The organism is Arthrobacter sp. NPDC080082, from assembly GCF_040686595.1.
Taxonomy (GTDB): Bacteria; Actinomycetota; Actinomycetes; order Actinomycetales; family Micrococcaceae; genus Arthrobacter.
In genome coordinates, this window is record NZ_JBFBKQ010000001.1 from 117,609 (window position 1) to 133,590 (window position 15,982).

Genomic DNA, 15,982 nt, shown 5'->3' on the forward strand with positions numbered 1-15,982 from the left:
GCTTGGGGCATGAGCCAGGATGTCCACAGCACCGCCCGTTTGTACCTCTGCACCGATGCCCGCAAGGACCGCGGAGACTTTGAAGCCTTTGTCGATGCCGCGTTTACCGGGGGCGTGGACATCATCCAGCTCCGGGACAAGACCATCGAAGCCGCGGAGGAACTGGAGTTGCTGGAGGTCCTGCACACGGTCGCGGCGCGCCACGGCCGGCTCTGGGCCGTCAACGACCGCGCGGACCTGGCCTCGCTGGCCGGCGCGCCGGTGTTCCATATCGGGCAGAAGGACATTCCGTTCGGAGCGGCCCGGGACTTCCTCGGCAAGGACACCGTGATCGGCCTGTCCACTCACACCCCGGAGCAGGTCGACGCCGCCATCGCCGCCGCGCCGGGCCGGAGCGGGCTGGACTACTTCTGCGTGGGCCCGGTCTGGGCGACACCCACCAAGCCCGGCCGGGCCGCCGTCGGCCTGGACCTGGTCCGCTACGCCGCCGACGCGATCGAGCACGCCGAGGCCGCGGGCGACGGCGGCAAGGTGGCCGGCGTCGTGCCGTGGTTCGCGATCGGCGGCATCGACCTGACAAATGTGGAGCAGGTCCTCGACGCCGGGGCCCGGCGGATCGTGGTGGTCCGGGCGATCACCGAGGCGGAGGACCCCGCCGCTGCGGCGCAGGCCCTGCTCGCCGCCCTCGACGCCCGGGCTTAGTCGCGGCCGTGCCTAAGCGCGGCCGGTCGCCTCGGCCTCACCGGCCGCAGGCCCTCTACCCCGCCAGGCCCAGCAGGGTCATCCGGCGTGAGTGCGCCGTGGCCAGCGAAGTCAGCAGCGCCCGGACCGGATCCGTGCCCGCAGGGACGCCGTTGCCCGTTGCCCCGTTGCCCGCTGCTTCCGAACCCTGGACGGCCAGGAAGGCGTGGTCGGCCGCGACCCGCTGCGCCTGGGTCAGCGCCTCGCCGAGAAGCCGCCGTGCCCACAGCGCCAGCCGGGAGGCCAGCCGGGGATCGTCGGCCAGGGCCTGCTTGAGCCGTTCACGCAGCACCCCGGTGGCCTCTTCGGAGGCCTGGACCTGCTCCACGAGTTCCGCGGTGGCGGGATCCAGCCGCGGAATCAGGGAACGGTAGAAGTCGGCGGAGACGGTGTCGATGACGTAAGCCTTCATCAGCGACTCGAACCAGTCGGCCGGCCGCGTCCGCTCATGGAAGTGGTCAACCGAGCGCTGGAACGGCACCATGGCGCCCTCCACGTCCTCACCCACGGCTTGCAGCCGGGCGCACACCAGTTCGTAGTGCTCGAACTCCCGCACCGCCAGCCGGCCCAGCACTGCCCGGTCCCGGAGGGTGGGCGCGTAGCGGGCGTCGGAGGAGAGCCGTTCAAAGGCGGAGAGTTCGCTGTAGGCCATCACGCCGAGCAGGTCCGTGAGAAAGCGGTGATCGCGGGCGGAATCCGGCGTCGGAGTGCTCATCGTTCAAGACTAGCGGCGGATTTCGGGCTACCCTGACTTTCGTGTCTCACCATCGCCTGACGCCGAGCGTCCGCCAGCAGCAAAACCAGCTCGCCGGGGCGCTGAAGGCCCTGCGAACAGTACTGGAACTGCCTGGGCCGTTCCCCGAGGAGGCGCTGCGCGACGCCGAGGCGGCGGTGGCCGGGCACGAACTTCCCGGCCTGGACCTGACCCACGTGGAGTTCGTGACGATCGACCCGGCGTCGTCCACGGACCTGGACCAGGCCCTGTTCATTGACCGCTCCGGCGACGGATACAAGGTCTTCTACGCGATCGCCGATGTCCCGTCCTTCGTGGCCCCCGGCGGCCCGCTCGACGCCGAGACGCGCCGCCGCGGGCAGACCTTCTACACGCCCGAGGGCCGCATCCCGCTCCACCCCGAGGTCATCAGCGAGGCCGCCGGCAGCCTCTTGGCCGGCCAGCTCTGCGCGGCCTTCGTCTGGGAGTTCGAGCTCGACGCCGCCGCCGAGGTGTCCTCGGTCCTGGTGCGCCGCGCCCGGGTCATCAGCCGCGCCAAGCTCAGTTACGCCGGGGTGCAGGCGGACCTCGACGCCGGCACGGCCGCCCCCGTTCTGGAACTGCTGAAAGAGGTCGGCGGCAAGCGGGTGGAGCTCGAGCGGCAGCGCGGCGGAGCGAGCCTGAACATGCCGGACCAGGAAATCGAACAGCTCCCCGACGGCGGCTACCGGATCGTCGCGGCTCCCCCGCTGCCGGTGGAGGACTGGAACGCGCAGATCTCGCTGATGACCGGGATGGCCGCCGCGGGCCTGATGCTCGAGGGCAAGGTGGGCATCCTGCGGACCATGCCCGCGCCGGACGAACGCTCCCTGCGCCACTTCCGCCGGCAGACCGGAGCGCTCGGCAAGCCGTGGGACGGGCAGACCAGCTACGGGGAATACCTGCGCACCCTGGACCCCACGGACCCCAAGCAGCTGGCCATCCTGCACTCGGCCGGGATGCTGTTCCGCGGCGCGGGGTACACCCCGTTCGATGGCAGCGTCCCGGACGACGCCATCCAATCCGCCATCGGCGCGTCCTACGCGCACTCCACCGCCCCGCTGCGGCGGCTGATCGACCGGTTCGTCCTGGTCATCTGCGAGGCGCTCTCGAACGGCGCCGAAGTTCCCGCCTGGGCCCGGGAGGCGCTGCCGTCCCTGCCCGCGATCATGGCCGCCTCGGACCAGCTCGCCGGGAAGCTGGAGCGGATGTCGCTGGACACGGTCGAGGCGGCGCTGCTGGTCAACCACGTCGGCCAGGAGTTCGACGCCGTCGTCATCTCCGGGTCGAAGCCCGCCAACGGTAACGGCGCGGGGGCCGGCAACGGCAACGGGAATGGGACAAAAGCGAACGGAAACGGCAACGGTCCGTCCGGAATCGTGCAGATCGCGGAGCCGGCCGTGACCGCCCGATGCCCGGGTGAGATGGAGTCGGGCAGCCTGGTCCGGGTACGCGTCGTCTCGGCTGACATCGCCGCCCGCGAGGTGCGGCTGGAGCTCGCGGGCTGAGGCCGCACCGCGCCGCAACGGCCGCGCCGTCGGGGACGCAGGGGCCGAACGGCTAGACTGGAAGGGTAGTAATGGATGCCCGGTCGTTGATTTCCTCGTAATTTCGAATCAACAAGCCCGCCCCTACGCGATCTTGAGACACACCCGCTGGTCCCAGTGCCAGCATCTAGATAGCCCGCGATCGGCTCCACTGGACTTGCTTGCGCCTACCGAGCGTGCTCCGGAACGGCCCTCCGCCGCCCCGTCGAGCAGGCAGCGCAACCCAAATGAATAAGGAAACTCCCCGTGAGTGAATTGCACACGCATCAGCTTCTGACCGACGAATCCGGCACGGAATCGATCGAACCGGAAGAAACCATCAGCTCCGACGAGGCGCCCCACGCCCTTCCGGAAAAGACGTTCGCCGACTTCAACGTCCGCGCCGACATCGTCGAATCCCTGGCGGACGCCGGGATCACACACCCGTTCCCCATCCAGGCCATGACCCTGCCGGTGGCCCTGGGCGGCCACGACATCATCGGCCAGGCCAAGACCGGCACCGGCAAGACCCTCGGCTTCGGCATCCCCGCGCTGCAGCGGGTCATCGGCCGCGACGACGCAGGCTACGACGCCCTCCCGACACCGGGTGCCCCGCAGGCCCTCGTGATCGTCCCCACCCGCGAGCTCGCCGTCCAGGTCGCCAACGACCTGCAGAACGCCGCCCGCAAGCGCAACGCCCGGATCGCCACCATCTACGGCGGCCGCGCGTACGAGCCGCAGGTCGATGCGTTGCAGAAGGGCGTGGAAGTTGTCGTCGGCACCCCCGGCCGCCTGATCGACCTGTTCAAGCAGAAGCACCTGGTGCTCAAGAACGTGAAGATGGTCATCCTCGACGAGGCCGACGAGATGCTGGACCTGGGCTTCCTGCCCGACGTCGAGACGCTGATCGCCGCCACCCCGGCCGTGCGCCAGACCCTGCTGTTCTCCGCCACCATGCCCGGCCCGGTCATCGCCATGGCCCGCCGCTACATGAGCCAGCCCACCCACATCCGCGCCGCGGACCCCGAGGACGAGGGCCTGACCAAGCGGGACATCCGCCAGCTGATCTACCGCGCCCACAGCATGGACAAGGTCGAGGTGGTGGCCCGGATCCTGCAGGCCCGCGGCCGCGGCCGGACCATCATCTTCACCAAGACCAAGCGCACCGCCGCAAAGGTCGCGGAGGAACTCGTGGACCGCGGGTTCGCGGCCGCCGCCATCCACGGTGACCTCGGCCAGGGCGCCCGCGAACAGGCGCTGCGCGCCTTCCGCAACAACAAGGTGGATGTCCTTGTCGCCACCGACGTCGCCGCCCGCGGCATCGACGTCGACGACGTCACGCACGTGATCAACTACCAGTGCGTCGAGGACGAGAAGATTTACCTGCACCGCGTGGGCCGCACCGGTCGCGCCGGCAACAAGGGCACCGCCGTGACCTTCGTGGACTGGGACGACATGCCGCGCTGGGGCCTGATCAACAAGGCCCTCGGCCTGAGCGTTCCGGAACCCATCGAGACCTACTCCTCCTCCCCGCACCTGTTTGAGGATCTGGATATCCCCGAGGGAACCAAGGGCCGCCTGCCGCGCGACAAGCGCGTCCTGGCCGGCGTGGACGCCGAGGAACTCGAGGACTTGGGCGAGACCGGCAAGAAGAACCCACGCAGCAGCTCACGCGCCACCGGCAGTGACGGCGCCCGCACCGGCTCCCGCGACGGCGGCCGCCCGGGCTCCCGTGAGGGCGGACGCTCCGGCGGCCGCGAGGGTTCGCGGGCCGGTTCGTCCGAAGGCGGCCGCGAGGGCGGACGTTCCGGCTCCCGCTCCGGTTCGCGCGAAGGCTCCCGCGAGGGCACCCGCGAAGGCTCGCGCCGTCGTCGGACCGCCCCCGAGCAGGAGACGGCCGCAGCGCCCGTGGAGGCCACCGGCCGCGCCGCCGCCGCGACGTCCGCCACCGAGGTTGACCGGGCCACCCGTGCCCGCCGCCGCACCCGGACCCGCCGCCACAACGGCGAAGTGGTTTCCGGGGAGGCCCAGGGCGGTACCGCGACGCGCAGCGCCGAGGCCTAATCCCCACCATGCCTGACTCCGTCTGGGCGCCGGACGGCAGCAACCTGGTGGTACACGCGGACAACGCGGAGTTCCTCCAGACGCTGCCGGACGGCGCCTTCACCCTCATCTACGTGGACCCGCCCTTCAACACCGGCCGGGTCCAGAAGCGCCAGGAAACGAAGATGGTGCTCAACGCCGACGGCGTGGGCGACCGGGTGGGTTTCAAGGGCCGCTCCTACGACACGATCAAGGGCGCCCTGCACAGCTACGACGATGCCTTCAGCGACTACTGGTCCTTCCTGGAGCCGCGGCTGGTGGAGGCGTGGCGGCTGCTGGCGGATGACGGCACGCTCTACCTGCATCTGGATTACCGCGAGGTGCACTACGCCAAGGTGATGCTGGACGCGATTTTCGGCCGCGAGTGCTTCCTCAACGAGATCATCTGGGCCTACGACTACGGCGCCCGCGCGAAGTTCCGCTGGCCCACCAAGCACGACAACATCCTCGTGTACGTCAAGAACCCGGCGAAGTACCACTTCGACAGCGCCGAGGTGGACCGGGAGCCGTACATGGCGCCGGGCCTGGTCACGCCAGCCAAGCGGGAGCTCGGCAAGCTCCCCACCGACGTCTGGTGGCACACCATCGTCTCCCCCACCGGCCGGGAGAAGACCGGGTACCCGACGCAGAAGCCCGAGGGGCTGATCCGCCGCGTGGTGGCAGCCTCCAGCCGGCCCGGGGACTGGTGCCTGGACTTCTTTGCCGGGTCCGGGACGCTCGGCGCCGTGGCCTCCAAGCTCGGCCGCAAATTCGTCTGCGTGGACCAGAACCAGGCGGCCATCGACGTCATGGCCAAGCGCCTGTCCGGCGCCGCCGAGTTCACCGCCCACCCGGCCGCGCCGCCTGCCTGAGAACTCGGCCTGAGAACTCGGCCTGAAGAGCTACATCCAGCTCTTCACGAAGGAGTGCACGGCGTCGGCGATCATCTGCACGGCGATCGCCGAAAGCAGCAGGCCGGCAATCCGGGTGACCAGCTCGACGCCGTTCTCCCCCAGCGCCCGCTGCACCAGCCCGGCGAACCGCATCGCCAGGTACAGGGACGCCAGCGTCACGGCGATGCCCACCCCCACCGCAAGGTACTGCGGCACCGTCGACGAGCGCTGGACGAACACCATCACCGCGACGATCGCGCCCGGTCCGGCCATCAACGGCGTGCCCAGCGGGACGAACGCCACGTTCTTGTACTTCGCCGCGCTCTCCTCCCCGCCGGTGGACCCGGTCAGCAACTGCAGCGCGATAAGGACCAGCAGCAGGCCGCCGGCGCCCTGCAGCGCCGCCAGGGAAATGTGCATGTAGTTCAGGATGGACTGGCCGAAGATCGCGAAGGTGACAATCACGCCGGAGGCCACCACGAGCGCCTGCAGGGCCGAAAGGTTGCGTTCCTTCGCGTTCATCTGCGCCGTCAGGGACATGAAGATGGGCACCGTGCCCGGCGGGTCCATGATCACGAAGAGCGTCACGATCACCGAGGCCAGCAGCTGCAGGTCGATCCAGTCCATCAGCGCACCACCGCGGTGCCGCTGGCGAGTTCCTCGATGCGTGCCAGCACCTCCGGGGCAGTGGTGTTCTCACCCAGCAGGTTCGGCTTCCCGGCGCCGTGGTAGTCGGAGGAGCCGGTCACCAGCAGGTCGTGCTCGGTGGCCAGGCGGCGCAGGAAGGCCCGGCCCTGTTCGGGGTTGTCCCGGTGGTTGATCTCGAGGCCGGCCAGGCCGGCGTCGATCATCTCGCGGTAGGTGTGCTCGCCGACGATCCGGCCGCGGGAGGACGCCACCGGGTGGGCGAAGACGGGGACTCCGCCGGCGGCCCGGACGAGTTCGACGGCGGCTGCCGGATCCGGGGCGTAGTGCTGCACCCAGTAGCGGGACCGGGAGGTCAGGATCGTCTCGAAGGCCTCGCTCCGGTCCTCGACGACGCCGGCGGCCACGAGCGCGTCGGCGATGTGCGGGCGGCCCAGGGTGGCGCCGGGGGCTACGTGGTGGATCACGTCGTCCCAGCTGAGCGGGTAGTCCTCGGCCAGCAGGCTGACCATCCGTTCGGCCCGGGTGAAGCGGGCGTCCTTGGACTTGGTGATCTCCTCCAGCAGCCCGGGATGGGCGGGGTCGTGCAGGTAGCTGAGCAGGTGCACGCTGATGCCCTCGCGGGTCCGGCACGAGACCTCCATGCCCGGGACCAGGGCCACCCCCAGCTTCAAGGCCGCGGCAGAGGCCTCCGCCCAGCCGTCCGTGGTGTCGTGATCGGTCAGGGCCACCACATCGAGTCCGGCCCCCGCGGCGGCGGCGATCAGCTCCGCCGGCGGCTGGGTTCCATCGGAAACATTCGAGTGGGCATGCAGGTCTATCCTCACCTGCCCAGCCTAGTAGATCGGGGTGCCTCCGGGCCCCGGGCGGCCTGTTGGCCTAAGCCGCGCCGCTGGTGAGACGATGGGGACGTGAACGATGCAGATAACACCCAGATCTCCGCTTCCCAGCCCCTCGAAGAGCGCGTCAACAACCGCTCCCAGCGCCCCGCTTCCGAGGCCTTCAAGGCCTTCATGGCCAGCAACTGGGCGGCCGCCCCGGCAGAGCTGCCGGAACGGGACGCCGTCGCCGGCCACGCCGCCTCCCGCCGCAAGGCCATCTCCGAACAGTTCAAGGGTGAACGCCTGGTGATCCCGGCCGGCCCGCTGAAGGTCCGCTCCAACGACTGCGACTACCGCTTCCGCCCGCACTCGGGGTTCGCGCACCTGACCGGCCTCGGCCTGGACCACGAGCCCGACGCCGTCCTGATCCTGGAGCCCACGGATGAGGGCAAGGGCGACGACGGCGGCCACCACCACGCGACGCTGTACTTCCGTCCGCTGGCCGGCCGCGACACCGAACAGTTCTACGCCGACGCCCGCTCCGGTGAATTCTGGATCGGCGCCCGCCCGACCCTCGCCGAGTTCAAGGCCCGCCTGGGCCTGGCGACCGCCGACCTGGCCGAACTCGAACTGGCCATCACCAAGGACGTCGGGGCGCCCGAGATCGGCGGGATCTCCATCCGCCTCGTCCGCAAGGTCGACGAGAACATCGACGCCCTCGTGGACACCGCCCGCTACAACACCGCCAAGGACCCGGAAAACCTGGACCTCGGCGTGCTGGACGCCCTCGACGAGAAGCTCAGCGAGGCCCTCTCCGAACTCCGCCTGATCAAGGACGAGTGGGAAATCGAGCAGATGAAAATCGCCGTCGCCGCCACGGTGGAAGGTTTCACCGAGGTGGTCAAGGCCCTTCCGCGGGCACTCACCCACCACCGCGGCGAGCGCGTGGTCGAGGGCGCGTTCTTCGCCCGCGCCCGTGAAGAAGGCAACGAACTCGGCTACGACACCATCGCCGCGTCCGGCAACAACGCCACGGTGCTGCACTGGACCCGGAACACCGGCAAGGTCAACGCCGGCGAGCTGCTCCTGCTGGACGCCGGCGTCGAGGCGGACTCGCTCTACACCGCCGACGTCACCCGCACCCTGCCGGCCAACGGCACCTTCTCCGAGATCCAGCGCAAGGTGTACGAGGCCGTCCTGGACGCCGCCGACGCCGGTTTCGCCGCCGCCCAGCCCGGCACCAAGTTCCGCGACATCCACACCGCCGCCACCACGGTCCTGGCCGAGCGCCTGTCCGAGTGGGGCCTGCTGCCGGTCTCCGTGGAGGAGGCCATCAGCGTCGAGGGCCAGCAGCACCGGCGCTGGATGCCGCACGGCACCAGCCACCACCTGGGCCTGGACGTGCACGACTGCGCCCAGGCCAAGCGCGAGCTGTACCTGGACGGTGTGCTCACGCCCGGCATGGTCTTCACGATCGAACCGGGCCTCTACTTCAAGGAGGAGGACCTGGCCATCCCGGCCGAGTACCGCGGCATCGGCGTCCGGATCGAGGACGACATCCTGATGACTGAGGACGGCCCGGTCAACCTCAGCGCCGCCCTGCCGCGCAAGGCCGACGACGTCGAGTCCTGGATGGCGGGCATCTATCAGGACGTCGACGCCCAGTAGGCCCCGGATCCTACTTGCAAGAGAGGCCCCCCGGCGTTGCGCCGGGGGGCCTCTGTCATCTCTTGGGTTCAGCTACTGCTGCGGCTTGCCGCCCTCGGGCCGCTGACCCTCCTGCTTCGGGGCATCGCCGACCCGGATGCCGTACTGCGGTCGGCCGTCGGGCAGGTCCGGGTAGCGGACGGCGGAGGGTCGGGCGGGCTGCTGGTTCTGCTCGCCGGCCGGGGCACCGTACTGGCCCTGCTGGGGGCCCGCCTGCTGCTGGCCGGGCTGCTGGCCGGCCTCCGGGGAGCGCTGGCCGTACGGGTCGGTCCAGCCGGCCGGACGCTGCGGGCCCTGCGGCTGGCCGCCGTACTGGGGTCCGTTCTGCTGCGGGCCGTTCTGCTGGGGTCCGTTCTGCTGGTGGCCGCCCCAGGGCTGCTGGCCCTGCTGCGGGGCGTGCTGCTGGTAGCCGACCGCGTCGGCGCGGTTCATCGGCAGCTGCTGAAGCAGGCGGCGCGCCTCGTGGGCCGCCTCGAACGCCACCACCACGTCGTAGTTGGTGGCCACCACCTGGCTGGTGGAGGTGAAGTCACGCTTGCCGCGCTGCATGGCGTAGGTGACGATGCCGAACAACATGAAGAACGCGGCGCCCATCAGCACGGAGGTCATGATGGAGAAGTAGCCGTCCGAGGTGGAGAAGAAGGAGAGCATGACGCCGACGAACAGGCCGAACCACATGCCGCTGAGCGCGCCGGAGAGCGCCACCCGGGGGTAGGTCAGGCGCCCGGTGACCCGCTCCACCATCTTCAGCTCGTTGCCCACGATCGAGACAAGCTGCACGGGGAACTGCTGGTCCGCGAGGTAGTCCACGGCCTTCTGGGCGTCCAGGTAGGAGCTGTAGGAACCGACCGTGTCGCCCTTGGGGACGGCGCGGGCATCGTCCGCCCCGCCCGGAACGTTGGCCTTCGGACCACCAAAAATGTTTGACATAGGCCCATTCTCACCCATCGAGCTGGTGGGTGCCTGCAAATTCAGCTAAAAGAGAGCAGACTCGGTAGCCTGTAGGAGTGAGCACCACTCTTTCGCGGGTATTTGTCGCGCGCCTCCTCGGACTGGACGTCTTCGACCCCCTGGGCGACCGTCTGGGCAGGTTGCGCGATGTCGTCGTGCTCTCCCGCGGCAACCGCGGCGCGCCCCACGTGGTGGGCATCGTCGTCGAGGTCCCGGGCAAGAAGCGCGTCTTCGTGCCGATGACCCGCATCACCTCGATCGACCAGACCCAGGTGATCTGCACCGGGCTGGTGAACCTGCGCCGCTTCGAACAGCGCGGCGCCGAGACCCTGGTGGTCGCCGAGATGTTCGACCGGCGCGTGACCCTGGCCGACGGCAGCGGCGACGCCACCATCGAGGACATCGCGATGGACCGGCACCGCTCGGGTGACTGGTTTGTCAGCAAGCTCTTCGTCCGCCGCGGCCACTCGCTCTCGCCGCTGAGCCGGCTGCGCCGCAACGAAACCCTGATCATCGACTGGGCCGACGCGCAGCAGGGCGCCCGCACCGAGCCGCAGGCCGCCACCCAGTTCGTCGCCACCCACGAGGACCTCAAGCCGGCCGACTTCGCCGAGGCCCTCCAGGAGATGAGCGACAAGCGCCGTTTCGAGGTGGCCAGCGAACTTCAGGACGAACGGCTCGCCGACGTGCTGCAGGAGATGCCCGAGGGTGACCAGGTGGAGATCCTGTCCGCCCTCGACGTCGAACGCGCCGCCGACGTGCTGGAGGAGATGGACCCGGACGACGCCGCCGACCTCCTCGCCGAGCTCCCCTCCGCCCAGGCCGAGGAACTCCTGCAGCTGATGGAGCCCGAGGGTGCCGAGGACGTCCGGCGCCTGCTCGAGTACGACGAGGATACCGCCGGCGGCCTGATGACCCCTGTCCCGGTGATCCTCCCGCCCGAGGCGACCGTGGCCGAGGCCCTGGCGCACGTCCGCCGCGAGGAGCTCTCCCCCGCCCTGGCGTCGTCGATCTTCATCGCCCGGCCGCCGCTGGAGACCCCCACCGGGCGGTTCCTCGGCGTCGTCCACATTCAGCAGCTGCTGCGCTACCCGCCGCCGGAACCCCTGGGCAACCTGGTGGACAAAAATCTGGAGCCCGTTTCCGACCAGGCGCACATCAGCGAGGTGGCCCGCACCCTGGCCACCTACAACCTCAACTCGCTTCCCGTGGTCAACGATGACGGCCGGCTTGTCGGGGCGGTGACTGTTGACGACGTGCTTGATCATCTGTTGCCCGACGACTGGCGCGCCCACGAGGATGACGCCCCGATAAGGAAGCTTGGAGGCCGCATTGGCTGAACTCAGCACCCCCCGGAACTCCAACGTCCGTCCCGGCACCCGCTCCGCCGGCACCCTCGACACCCCGCTGAGCGGCCGGCAACGCATCCTGCCCAAGCTCTCGCCCAACCCGGACGCGTTCGGCCACGCCACCGAGGGTTTCGCCCGCTTCATGGGAACGCCACAGTTCCTGGTCTACATGACCGTGTTCTGTGTCTTCTGGCTGGCCTGGAACACCTGGGCGCCCAGTGACTGGCAGTTCGACTCCAAGGACCTCGGCTTCACCCTGCTGACCCTGATGCTCTCGCTCCAGGCCTCCTACGCCGCTCCCCTGCTGCTGCTGGCCCAAAACCGCCAGGATGACCGGGACCGCGTCTCGCTGCAGCAGGACCGGCAGCGCGCCGAACGGAACCTCTCGGACACCGAATACCTGACCCGGGAACTGGCGTCCCTCCGCATCGCGCTGCGCGAAGTCGCCACCCGCGACTACGTCCGCGCGGAACTGCGCAGCCTGCTGGAGGACATGCTGGAGGCGCAGGAGGAGCTCCGCAACCAGGACGAACCCGGCGCCGGTCCGGACAACCCGCGGGACAAGGTCAAAGAGCACCTCAGGGAACGCCGGGACAAGCAGCGCGGTCCCCGCACCCAGCAGATCCCCCGCGTCCGCGCCGACGGCGGCGCCGAGACCCAGGGCCGCCGCTCGGTCCCCGAAAGCTGACATTGGTGAACACCCTGCAGGATCACTCCGGCGCGCCCGGACTGGAAACGGCGGTCCGCGCCGCGCTGGCCACCGTCATTGACCCGGAGCTGCGCCGCCCCATCACCGAGCTCGGGATGGTCGACGCGGTGGAGGTCTCCGACGACGGCCGGGTGCGGATCAGCGTGTTGCTGACCATCGCCGGCTGCCCGCTGCGCGGCACCATCACCGCCGACTGCGAGGCGGCGCTGGCCGCCGTCCCGGGCGTTACCGCCGTCGACGTCGAACTCAAGGTGATGACGCAGGAACAGCGGGACGCGCTCAAGGAGATGCTGCGCGGCCCGGGCGGTGTCCGCGGCATCCCGTTCAACCAGCCCGGCTCCCTCACCAAGGTCTACGCCGTGGCCAGCGGCAAGGGCGGCGTGGGCAAGTCCTCCGTCACGGTCAACCTCGCCTCCGCGCTGGCGGCGAAGGGTCTGCGGGTGGGGATCGTCGACGCCGACGTCCACGGCTTCTCCGTGCCGGCGCTGATGGGCATCACCGCCGCCCCCACCCGGGTGGACGACATGATCCTGCCGCCGGTGGCCCACGGCGTGAAGGTCATCTCCATCGGCATGTTCGTCGCCGGGAACCAGCCGGTGGCCTGGCGCGGGCCCATGCTGCACCGGGCGCTGGAGCAGTTCCTGACGGACGTCTACTTCGGGGACCTCGACGTGTTGTTCCTGGACCTGCCCCCGGGCACCGGGGACATCGCCATCTCCGTTGCGCAACTGCTGCCCGGTGCCGAGCTCCTGGTGGTCACCACCCCGCAGGCTGCCGCGGCGGACGTCGCCGAACGTGCCGGCACCATCGCCGCGCAGACCGGGCAGACGGTGGCGGGCGTCGTCGAGAACATGTCCTACCTGCAATTGCCCGACGGCGGCCGAATGGAACTGTTCGGCAGCGGCGGCGGCGCGGTCCTCACCGAGCGGCTCTCCGCCACGGTCGGCGCCGACGTGCCGCTCCTGGGCCAGATTCCGCTGGAGATCCTGCTGCGCGAGGGCGGCGACGCCGGCACCCCGCTGGTGCTGGCGCACCCGGAAACCCCGGCCGCGGCGGCCCTGGAAGCCATCGCGGGCCGGCTCGCCTCCGTCCCCCGCAACCTCGCCGGCCGCCCGCTGGGACTTCAGCCCCGCTGAGCTGACGGAACAAGGTGCATGCTTTTGCACTGTGCTTCGCATTGGAGCGGTGGACAGGAACGATCACTCCGGAGGAGTCGGAGGTCAGCCACATCGCGTTCTTCCCCCTCGCCGCACCGCCGGAACCTCTGCACCCGCCCACACGTGAGGTAATCCGGCTGTACCTGCGGTACCGTCAAAGCGGCGCCTTTCAGGCTCGATAGAGCATCGAAATCCGCCCAATGGACGCTGTCGATGCACCGCCGGGGAGCGGCTCTTTAGGGCTTGGACAGGTCGAAGTAAAGGTCGGTTTGGGAAGTGTGAAGTATCGTCCTGAACCCGAGCTCACGGGCGGCAGCGATGTTGGTCGCGTTGTCGTCAATGAAGACGATGTCCTCCGGATGGGCGGAAAGCTCAGCAGCCACATAGCGGAAGATTCGAGGGTCAGGTTTTGCCATACCGAGCTTGCCGCTAAAATAAAGTCTCGAAAAATATCCCACCCATCCTGATCCGTCCAGATGCCACTCTGCCATCCCACGCGGCATGTTCGATAGGAGCGCAACCTTCGCCCGGCGGCTCCGCAAGGTCTCGAGAACAGCGATCGTTTGCGGGTTCAGGCGGGACCACTGCGCCGCATCAAGGCGCTCCAGTTGGTCGAGGTCCGCTGAAGGGACCGGCCGCCCCAAAACCTCCGCCCAATACTCCGCCGGGCCTATTCTTCCGGCGTCGAAGGCTTCACGGCTCGCCCAGTAGGAGCTCGATGCCGACCTTAGGTCCAGTCCCGTTGCCTGTTCCAGGGTGGCCCAGTCGCTGGGTCTCGGGGCCGTCGAGACCACCATTCCATAATCGAAGAGATACCAGGGAGCCTGGCGGGAAGTGTCCGTCATCGATCCAGCGTAGCGGCGTCCGCGAAGCCATCGCCGGGCAGGCTGGTCCCGTCTGCTCCGCCCAGCTGTTAGCGTGATGCCATGCCGCACCTTGTACGTCCGACAGTGGTCCTGCGCGCGAAGTGGCTGGATGCCCACGACGAGTGGGGCGAGGGCCTTCACGAAGACGGTTTCGGCCTGAGGACGGCCGATGATGTCCGTTCCCCGCACGGCTTCGAGGCATTCGTAGACCGGCTGTCCGCCGCGGAGGCAGCCTGCGGAGACGCCGGGTGCACCTACCGGTGGATCGTCGAGGACGGTCAGGTGCTCGGAGGAATCGCCCTGCGCCACTCGTCAAACCCCGCAGTGACGACGCTCGGGCATGTGGGATACGGACTGAGGCCTTCCGCCCGCGGACGCCGGGTTGCGGCCCTGGCGCTGCAGCAGATGCTCGGCGTTGCGAGGCTCCGAGGAATGGAACGCGTCCAGCTGTGCTGCTTGATGGACAACACCGCCTCCATCAGAACCATCGAACGCTGCGGCGGGGTGCTGGATCACCAGATCGAAACAGCCCATGGGAAAATCGGGCGCTTCTCGGTCAGCCTTTAGCGGATGCTTCCGGGCAGCCCATCCCCAGGAAGCCCCGCATCAGGAGCCTCCTTGTCCGGGGATGTCGGAACTGTGCTGCCGGCAGTGCGGCGCAGGAAGTCCCCGGTTCGTCGAAACTGCCAGGCCGCCGCGGCTACCAGGCCGGCGAAGAGTAACAGCAAGGGGATCCAAACCCAAAGGAATCCCGGCTGGCCCCAGCGGGAGATCGCCAACAGCATCTGGTTGGCACACAGCAATAGATATCCCGGCGCCAACAGTAGCTGTAATGCCAGGCCCGGTCGGAGTTGTGTGGCCAGACCCCTTAGCGGCGGCAGGCGATGGCCTGAGGGCTCCTCCTTGCCCAGGATCTCCCTGCGCACCTGGGCGCGTTCCGGGCCGGTCAGCAAGGCCAACGGACTGCGCCGGCGTGGACGCACCAGCGGGCTGACCCGAGCGCGAAAATAGAGCATCCCGCCAATGAATTCGCCGATTGCTGCCAACGACAGACCGGCCCCAATGTACTCAGGCCAGTCGGCGGGGCCGAGAGCGAAGATCCGGGCTGCAAGAACGCCCCCGACCACGGCCAGCAACAGCAGACCCGCCGGAAGGTACACCAAGTAGTAGGTCCGGACGGCGCCGGCAATTCCATGGTCGGTGACGTCTCTGGCGGCCCGCTCGACGGCGGCCCATCGTTCCTGGGCGGCCGGGTCAGCGTCGTTCATCCGTATCCCCCTTGGCGGCAGCGATCCGCTGAGCGTACGGCATCCGGCGCCTGGCGCCTAGGACGGGGTTCGCTGCCCCTAGGTGGCTTCGGTGTCGAAGGGGGCCGGCACGCCCTCGGGCAGCCGTTCCACCACCCGGGCGGGCTTCCGATCCTCCGCGGCGGCTACGGCCGCGGGAGCACCGGCACTGACCGGCTTGGTGTCATCCTCCAGCAGGGCCTCGCGGATGATCCGGCGGGGATCGTACTGGCGCGGATCGTACTTCTTCCAGTCCACATCGTCGATGTCGATGCCGACTTCTTCCTTGATCTGTTCCCGCGCGCCGGACGCCATCCGCCGGACTTCCTTGACGATATTCGCCAGTTTCTGGGTGTATTCGGGGAGGCGGCTGGGGCCGATCACCAGGAGGCCGATGATCAGCAGCAGAATGAACTCCGGGCCGTTGATTCCAAACACTCTAGGAAGATTACCCTCTCGTCCCGGGAGCCGACGATTCGGCGTCGGAACGTCCCCCGG

The 15,982-nt window shown here is 69.2% G+C and carries 16 protein-coding genes; 9 read left to right on the top strand and 7 right to left on the bottom strand.

The window, feature by feature from the left end; genetic code table 11:
* Positions 1 to 9 precede the first annotated feature (9 nt).
* Positions 10 to 702 carry a thiamine phosphate synthase gene (gene thiE / locus AB0O44_RS00480; protein WP_364133016.1) on the top strand — a complete coding sequence of 231 codons (693 nt, stop codon included), beginning with the start codon at positions 10 to 12 and terminating at the stop codon, positions 700 to 702.
* Between the two features lie 55 nt (positions 703 to 757).
* Here thiE and AB0O44_RS00485 read toward each other — a convergent pair whose 3' ends face one another.
* Positions 758 to 1,456 (bottom strand): ferritin-like fold-containing protein, encoded by a 699-nt coding sequence (locus AB0O44_RS00485; RefSeq protein WP_364133019.1) that lies wholly within the window; start codon positions 1,454 to 1,456, stop codon positions 758 to 760.
* Between the two features lie 41 nt (positions 1,457 to 1,497).
* Here AB0O44_RS00485 and AB0O44_RS00490 point away from each other — a divergent pair, with 41 nt between their 5' ends.
* The 3 genes from AB0O44_RS00490 to AB0O44_RS00500 all read left to right on the top strand — a co-directional run bounded on the left by AB0O44_RS00490 (position 1,498) and on the right by AB0O44_RS00500 (position 5,972).
* On the top strand, positions 1,498 to 3,000 hold the full coding sequence (locus AB0O44_RS00490; RefSeq protein ID WP_364133022.1) for an RNB domain-containing ribonuclease: 1,503 nt from the start codon (positions 1,498 to 1,500) through the stop codon (positions 2,998 to 3,000).
* Positions 3,001 to 3,285: 285 nt separating this feature from the next.
* Positions 3,286 to 5,082 (top strand): DEAD/DEAH box helicase, encoded by a 1,797-nt coding sequence (locus tag AB0O44_RS00495; protein WP_364133025.1) that lies wholly within the window; start codon positions 3,286 to 3,288, stop codon positions 5,080 to 5,082.
* 8 nt (positions 5,083 to 5,090) lie between these two features.
* Positions 5,091 to 5,972 (top strand): site-specific DNA-methyltransferase, encoded by an 882-nt coding sequence (locus AB0O44_RS00500; RefSeq protein ID WP_364133028.1) that lies wholly within the window; start codon positions 5,091 to 5,093, stop codon positions 5,970 to 5,972.
* 30 nt (positions 5,973 to 6,002) lie between these two features.
* Here AB0O44_RS00500 and AB0O44_RS00505 read toward each other — a convergent pair whose 3' ends face one another.
* Complete coding sequence (locus AB0O44_RS00505; protein ID WP_364134621.1) at positions 6,003 to 6,611, bottom strand: MarC family protein; 609 nt, start codon at positions 6,609 to 6,611, stop codon at positions 6,003 to 6,005.
* 8 nt (positions 6,612 to 6,619) lie between these two features.
* Entirely contained in the window at positions 6,620 to 7,465 is an 846-nt protein-coding gene (locus AB0O44_RS00510; RefSeq protein ID WP_364133030.1) for a PHP domain-containing protein, read from the bottom strand.
* A gap of 84 nt (positions 7,466 to 7,549) precedes the next feature.
* On the opposite strand from AB0O44_RS00510, the gene AB0O44_RS00515 reads away from it, so the two are divergent.
* Entirely contained in the window at positions 7,550 to 9,127 is a 1,578-nt protein-coding gene (locus tag AB0O44_RS00515) for an aminopeptidase P family protein (RefSeq protein WP_364133033.1), read from the top strand.
* 72 nt (positions 9,128 to 9,199) lie between these two features.
* On the opposite strand, the gene AB0O44_RS00520 is transcribed toward AB0O44_RS00515, so the two are convergent.
* A complete protein-coding gene (locus AB0O44_RS00520) occupies positions 9,200 to 10,096 on the bottom strand; it encodes a general stress protein (protein WP_364133035.1) in 897 nt (298 codons plus the stop codon).
* A gap of 77 nt (positions 10,097 to 10,173) precedes the next feature.
* On the opposite strand from AB0O44_RS00520, the gene AB0O44_RS00525 reads away from it, so the two are divergent.
* Genes AB0O44_RS00525 through AB0O44_RS00535 form a run of 3 tightly spaced genes read left to right on the top strand, consistent with a single transcriptional unit; the run spans position 10,174 to position 13,311 of the window.
* Positions 10,174 to 11,457: a CBS domain-containing protein gene (locus AB0O44_RS00525; RefSeq protein WP_290255761.1), complete on the top strand. Its 1,284-nt coding sequence runs from the start codon at positions 10,174 to 10,176 to the stop codon at positions 11,455 to 11,457.
* Complete coding sequence (locus tag AB0O44_RS00530) at positions 11,438 to 12,154, top strand: DUF1003 domain-containing protein (protein ID WP_364133038.1); 717 nt, start codon at positions 11,438 to 11,440, stop codon at positions 12,152 to 12,154. Before AB0O44_RS00525 ends, AB0O44_RS00530 begins: the two co-directional genes overlap by 20 nt.
* Positions 12,155 to 12,168: 14 nt before the next feature.
* Positions 12,169 to 13,311 (top strand): Mrp/NBP35 family ATP-binding protein, encoded by a 1,143-nt coding sequence (locus AB0O44_RS00535; RefSeq protein WP_364134624.1) that lies wholly within the window; start codon positions 12,169 to 12,171, stop codon positions 13,309 to 13,311.
* A gap of 257 nt (positions 13,312 to 13,568) precedes the next feature.
* On the opposite strand, the gene AB0O44_RS00540 is transcribed toward AB0O44_RS00535, so the two are convergent.
* A complete protein-coding gene (locus AB0O44_RS00540; RefSeq protein ID WP_364133041.1) occupies positions 13,569 to 14,177 on the bottom strand; it encodes an HAD family phosphatase in 609 nt (202 codons plus the stop codon).
* An 81-nt stretch (positions 14,178 to 14,258) separates the two neighbouring features.
* Between AB0O44_RS00540 and AB0O44_RS00545 the strand changes: the two genes are divergently transcribed.
* Positions 14,259 to 14,765, top strand: coding sequence for a GNAT family N-acetyltransferase (locus AB0O44_RS00545; RefSeq protein WP_364133044.1), 507 nt, complete (start codon positions 14,259 to 14,261; stop codon positions 14,763 to 14,765).
* On the opposite strand, the gene AB0O44_RS00550 is transcribed toward AB0O44_RS00545, so the two are convergent.
* Together AB0O44_RS00550 and AB0O44_RS00555 are read right to left on the bottom strand one after the other, a co-directional pair.
* A complete protein-coding gene (locus AB0O44_RS00550) occupies positions 14,762 to 15,466 on the bottom strand; it encodes a hypothetical protein (RefSeq protein ID WP_364133047.1) in 705 nt (234 codons plus the stop codon). The two genes, AB0O44_RS00545 and AB0O44_RS00550, sit on opposite strands and share 4 nt — an antisense overlap.
* Positions 15,467 to 15,544: 78 nt before the next feature.
* Positions 15,545 to 15,922, bottom strand: a complete 378-nt coding sequence (locus AB0O44_RS00555; RefSeq protein ID WP_364133050.1) for a twin-arginine translocase TatA/TatE family subunit — start codon at positions 15,920 to 15,922, stop codon at positions 15,545 to 15,547.
* Positions 15,923 to 15,982: the final 60 nt, after the last annotated feature.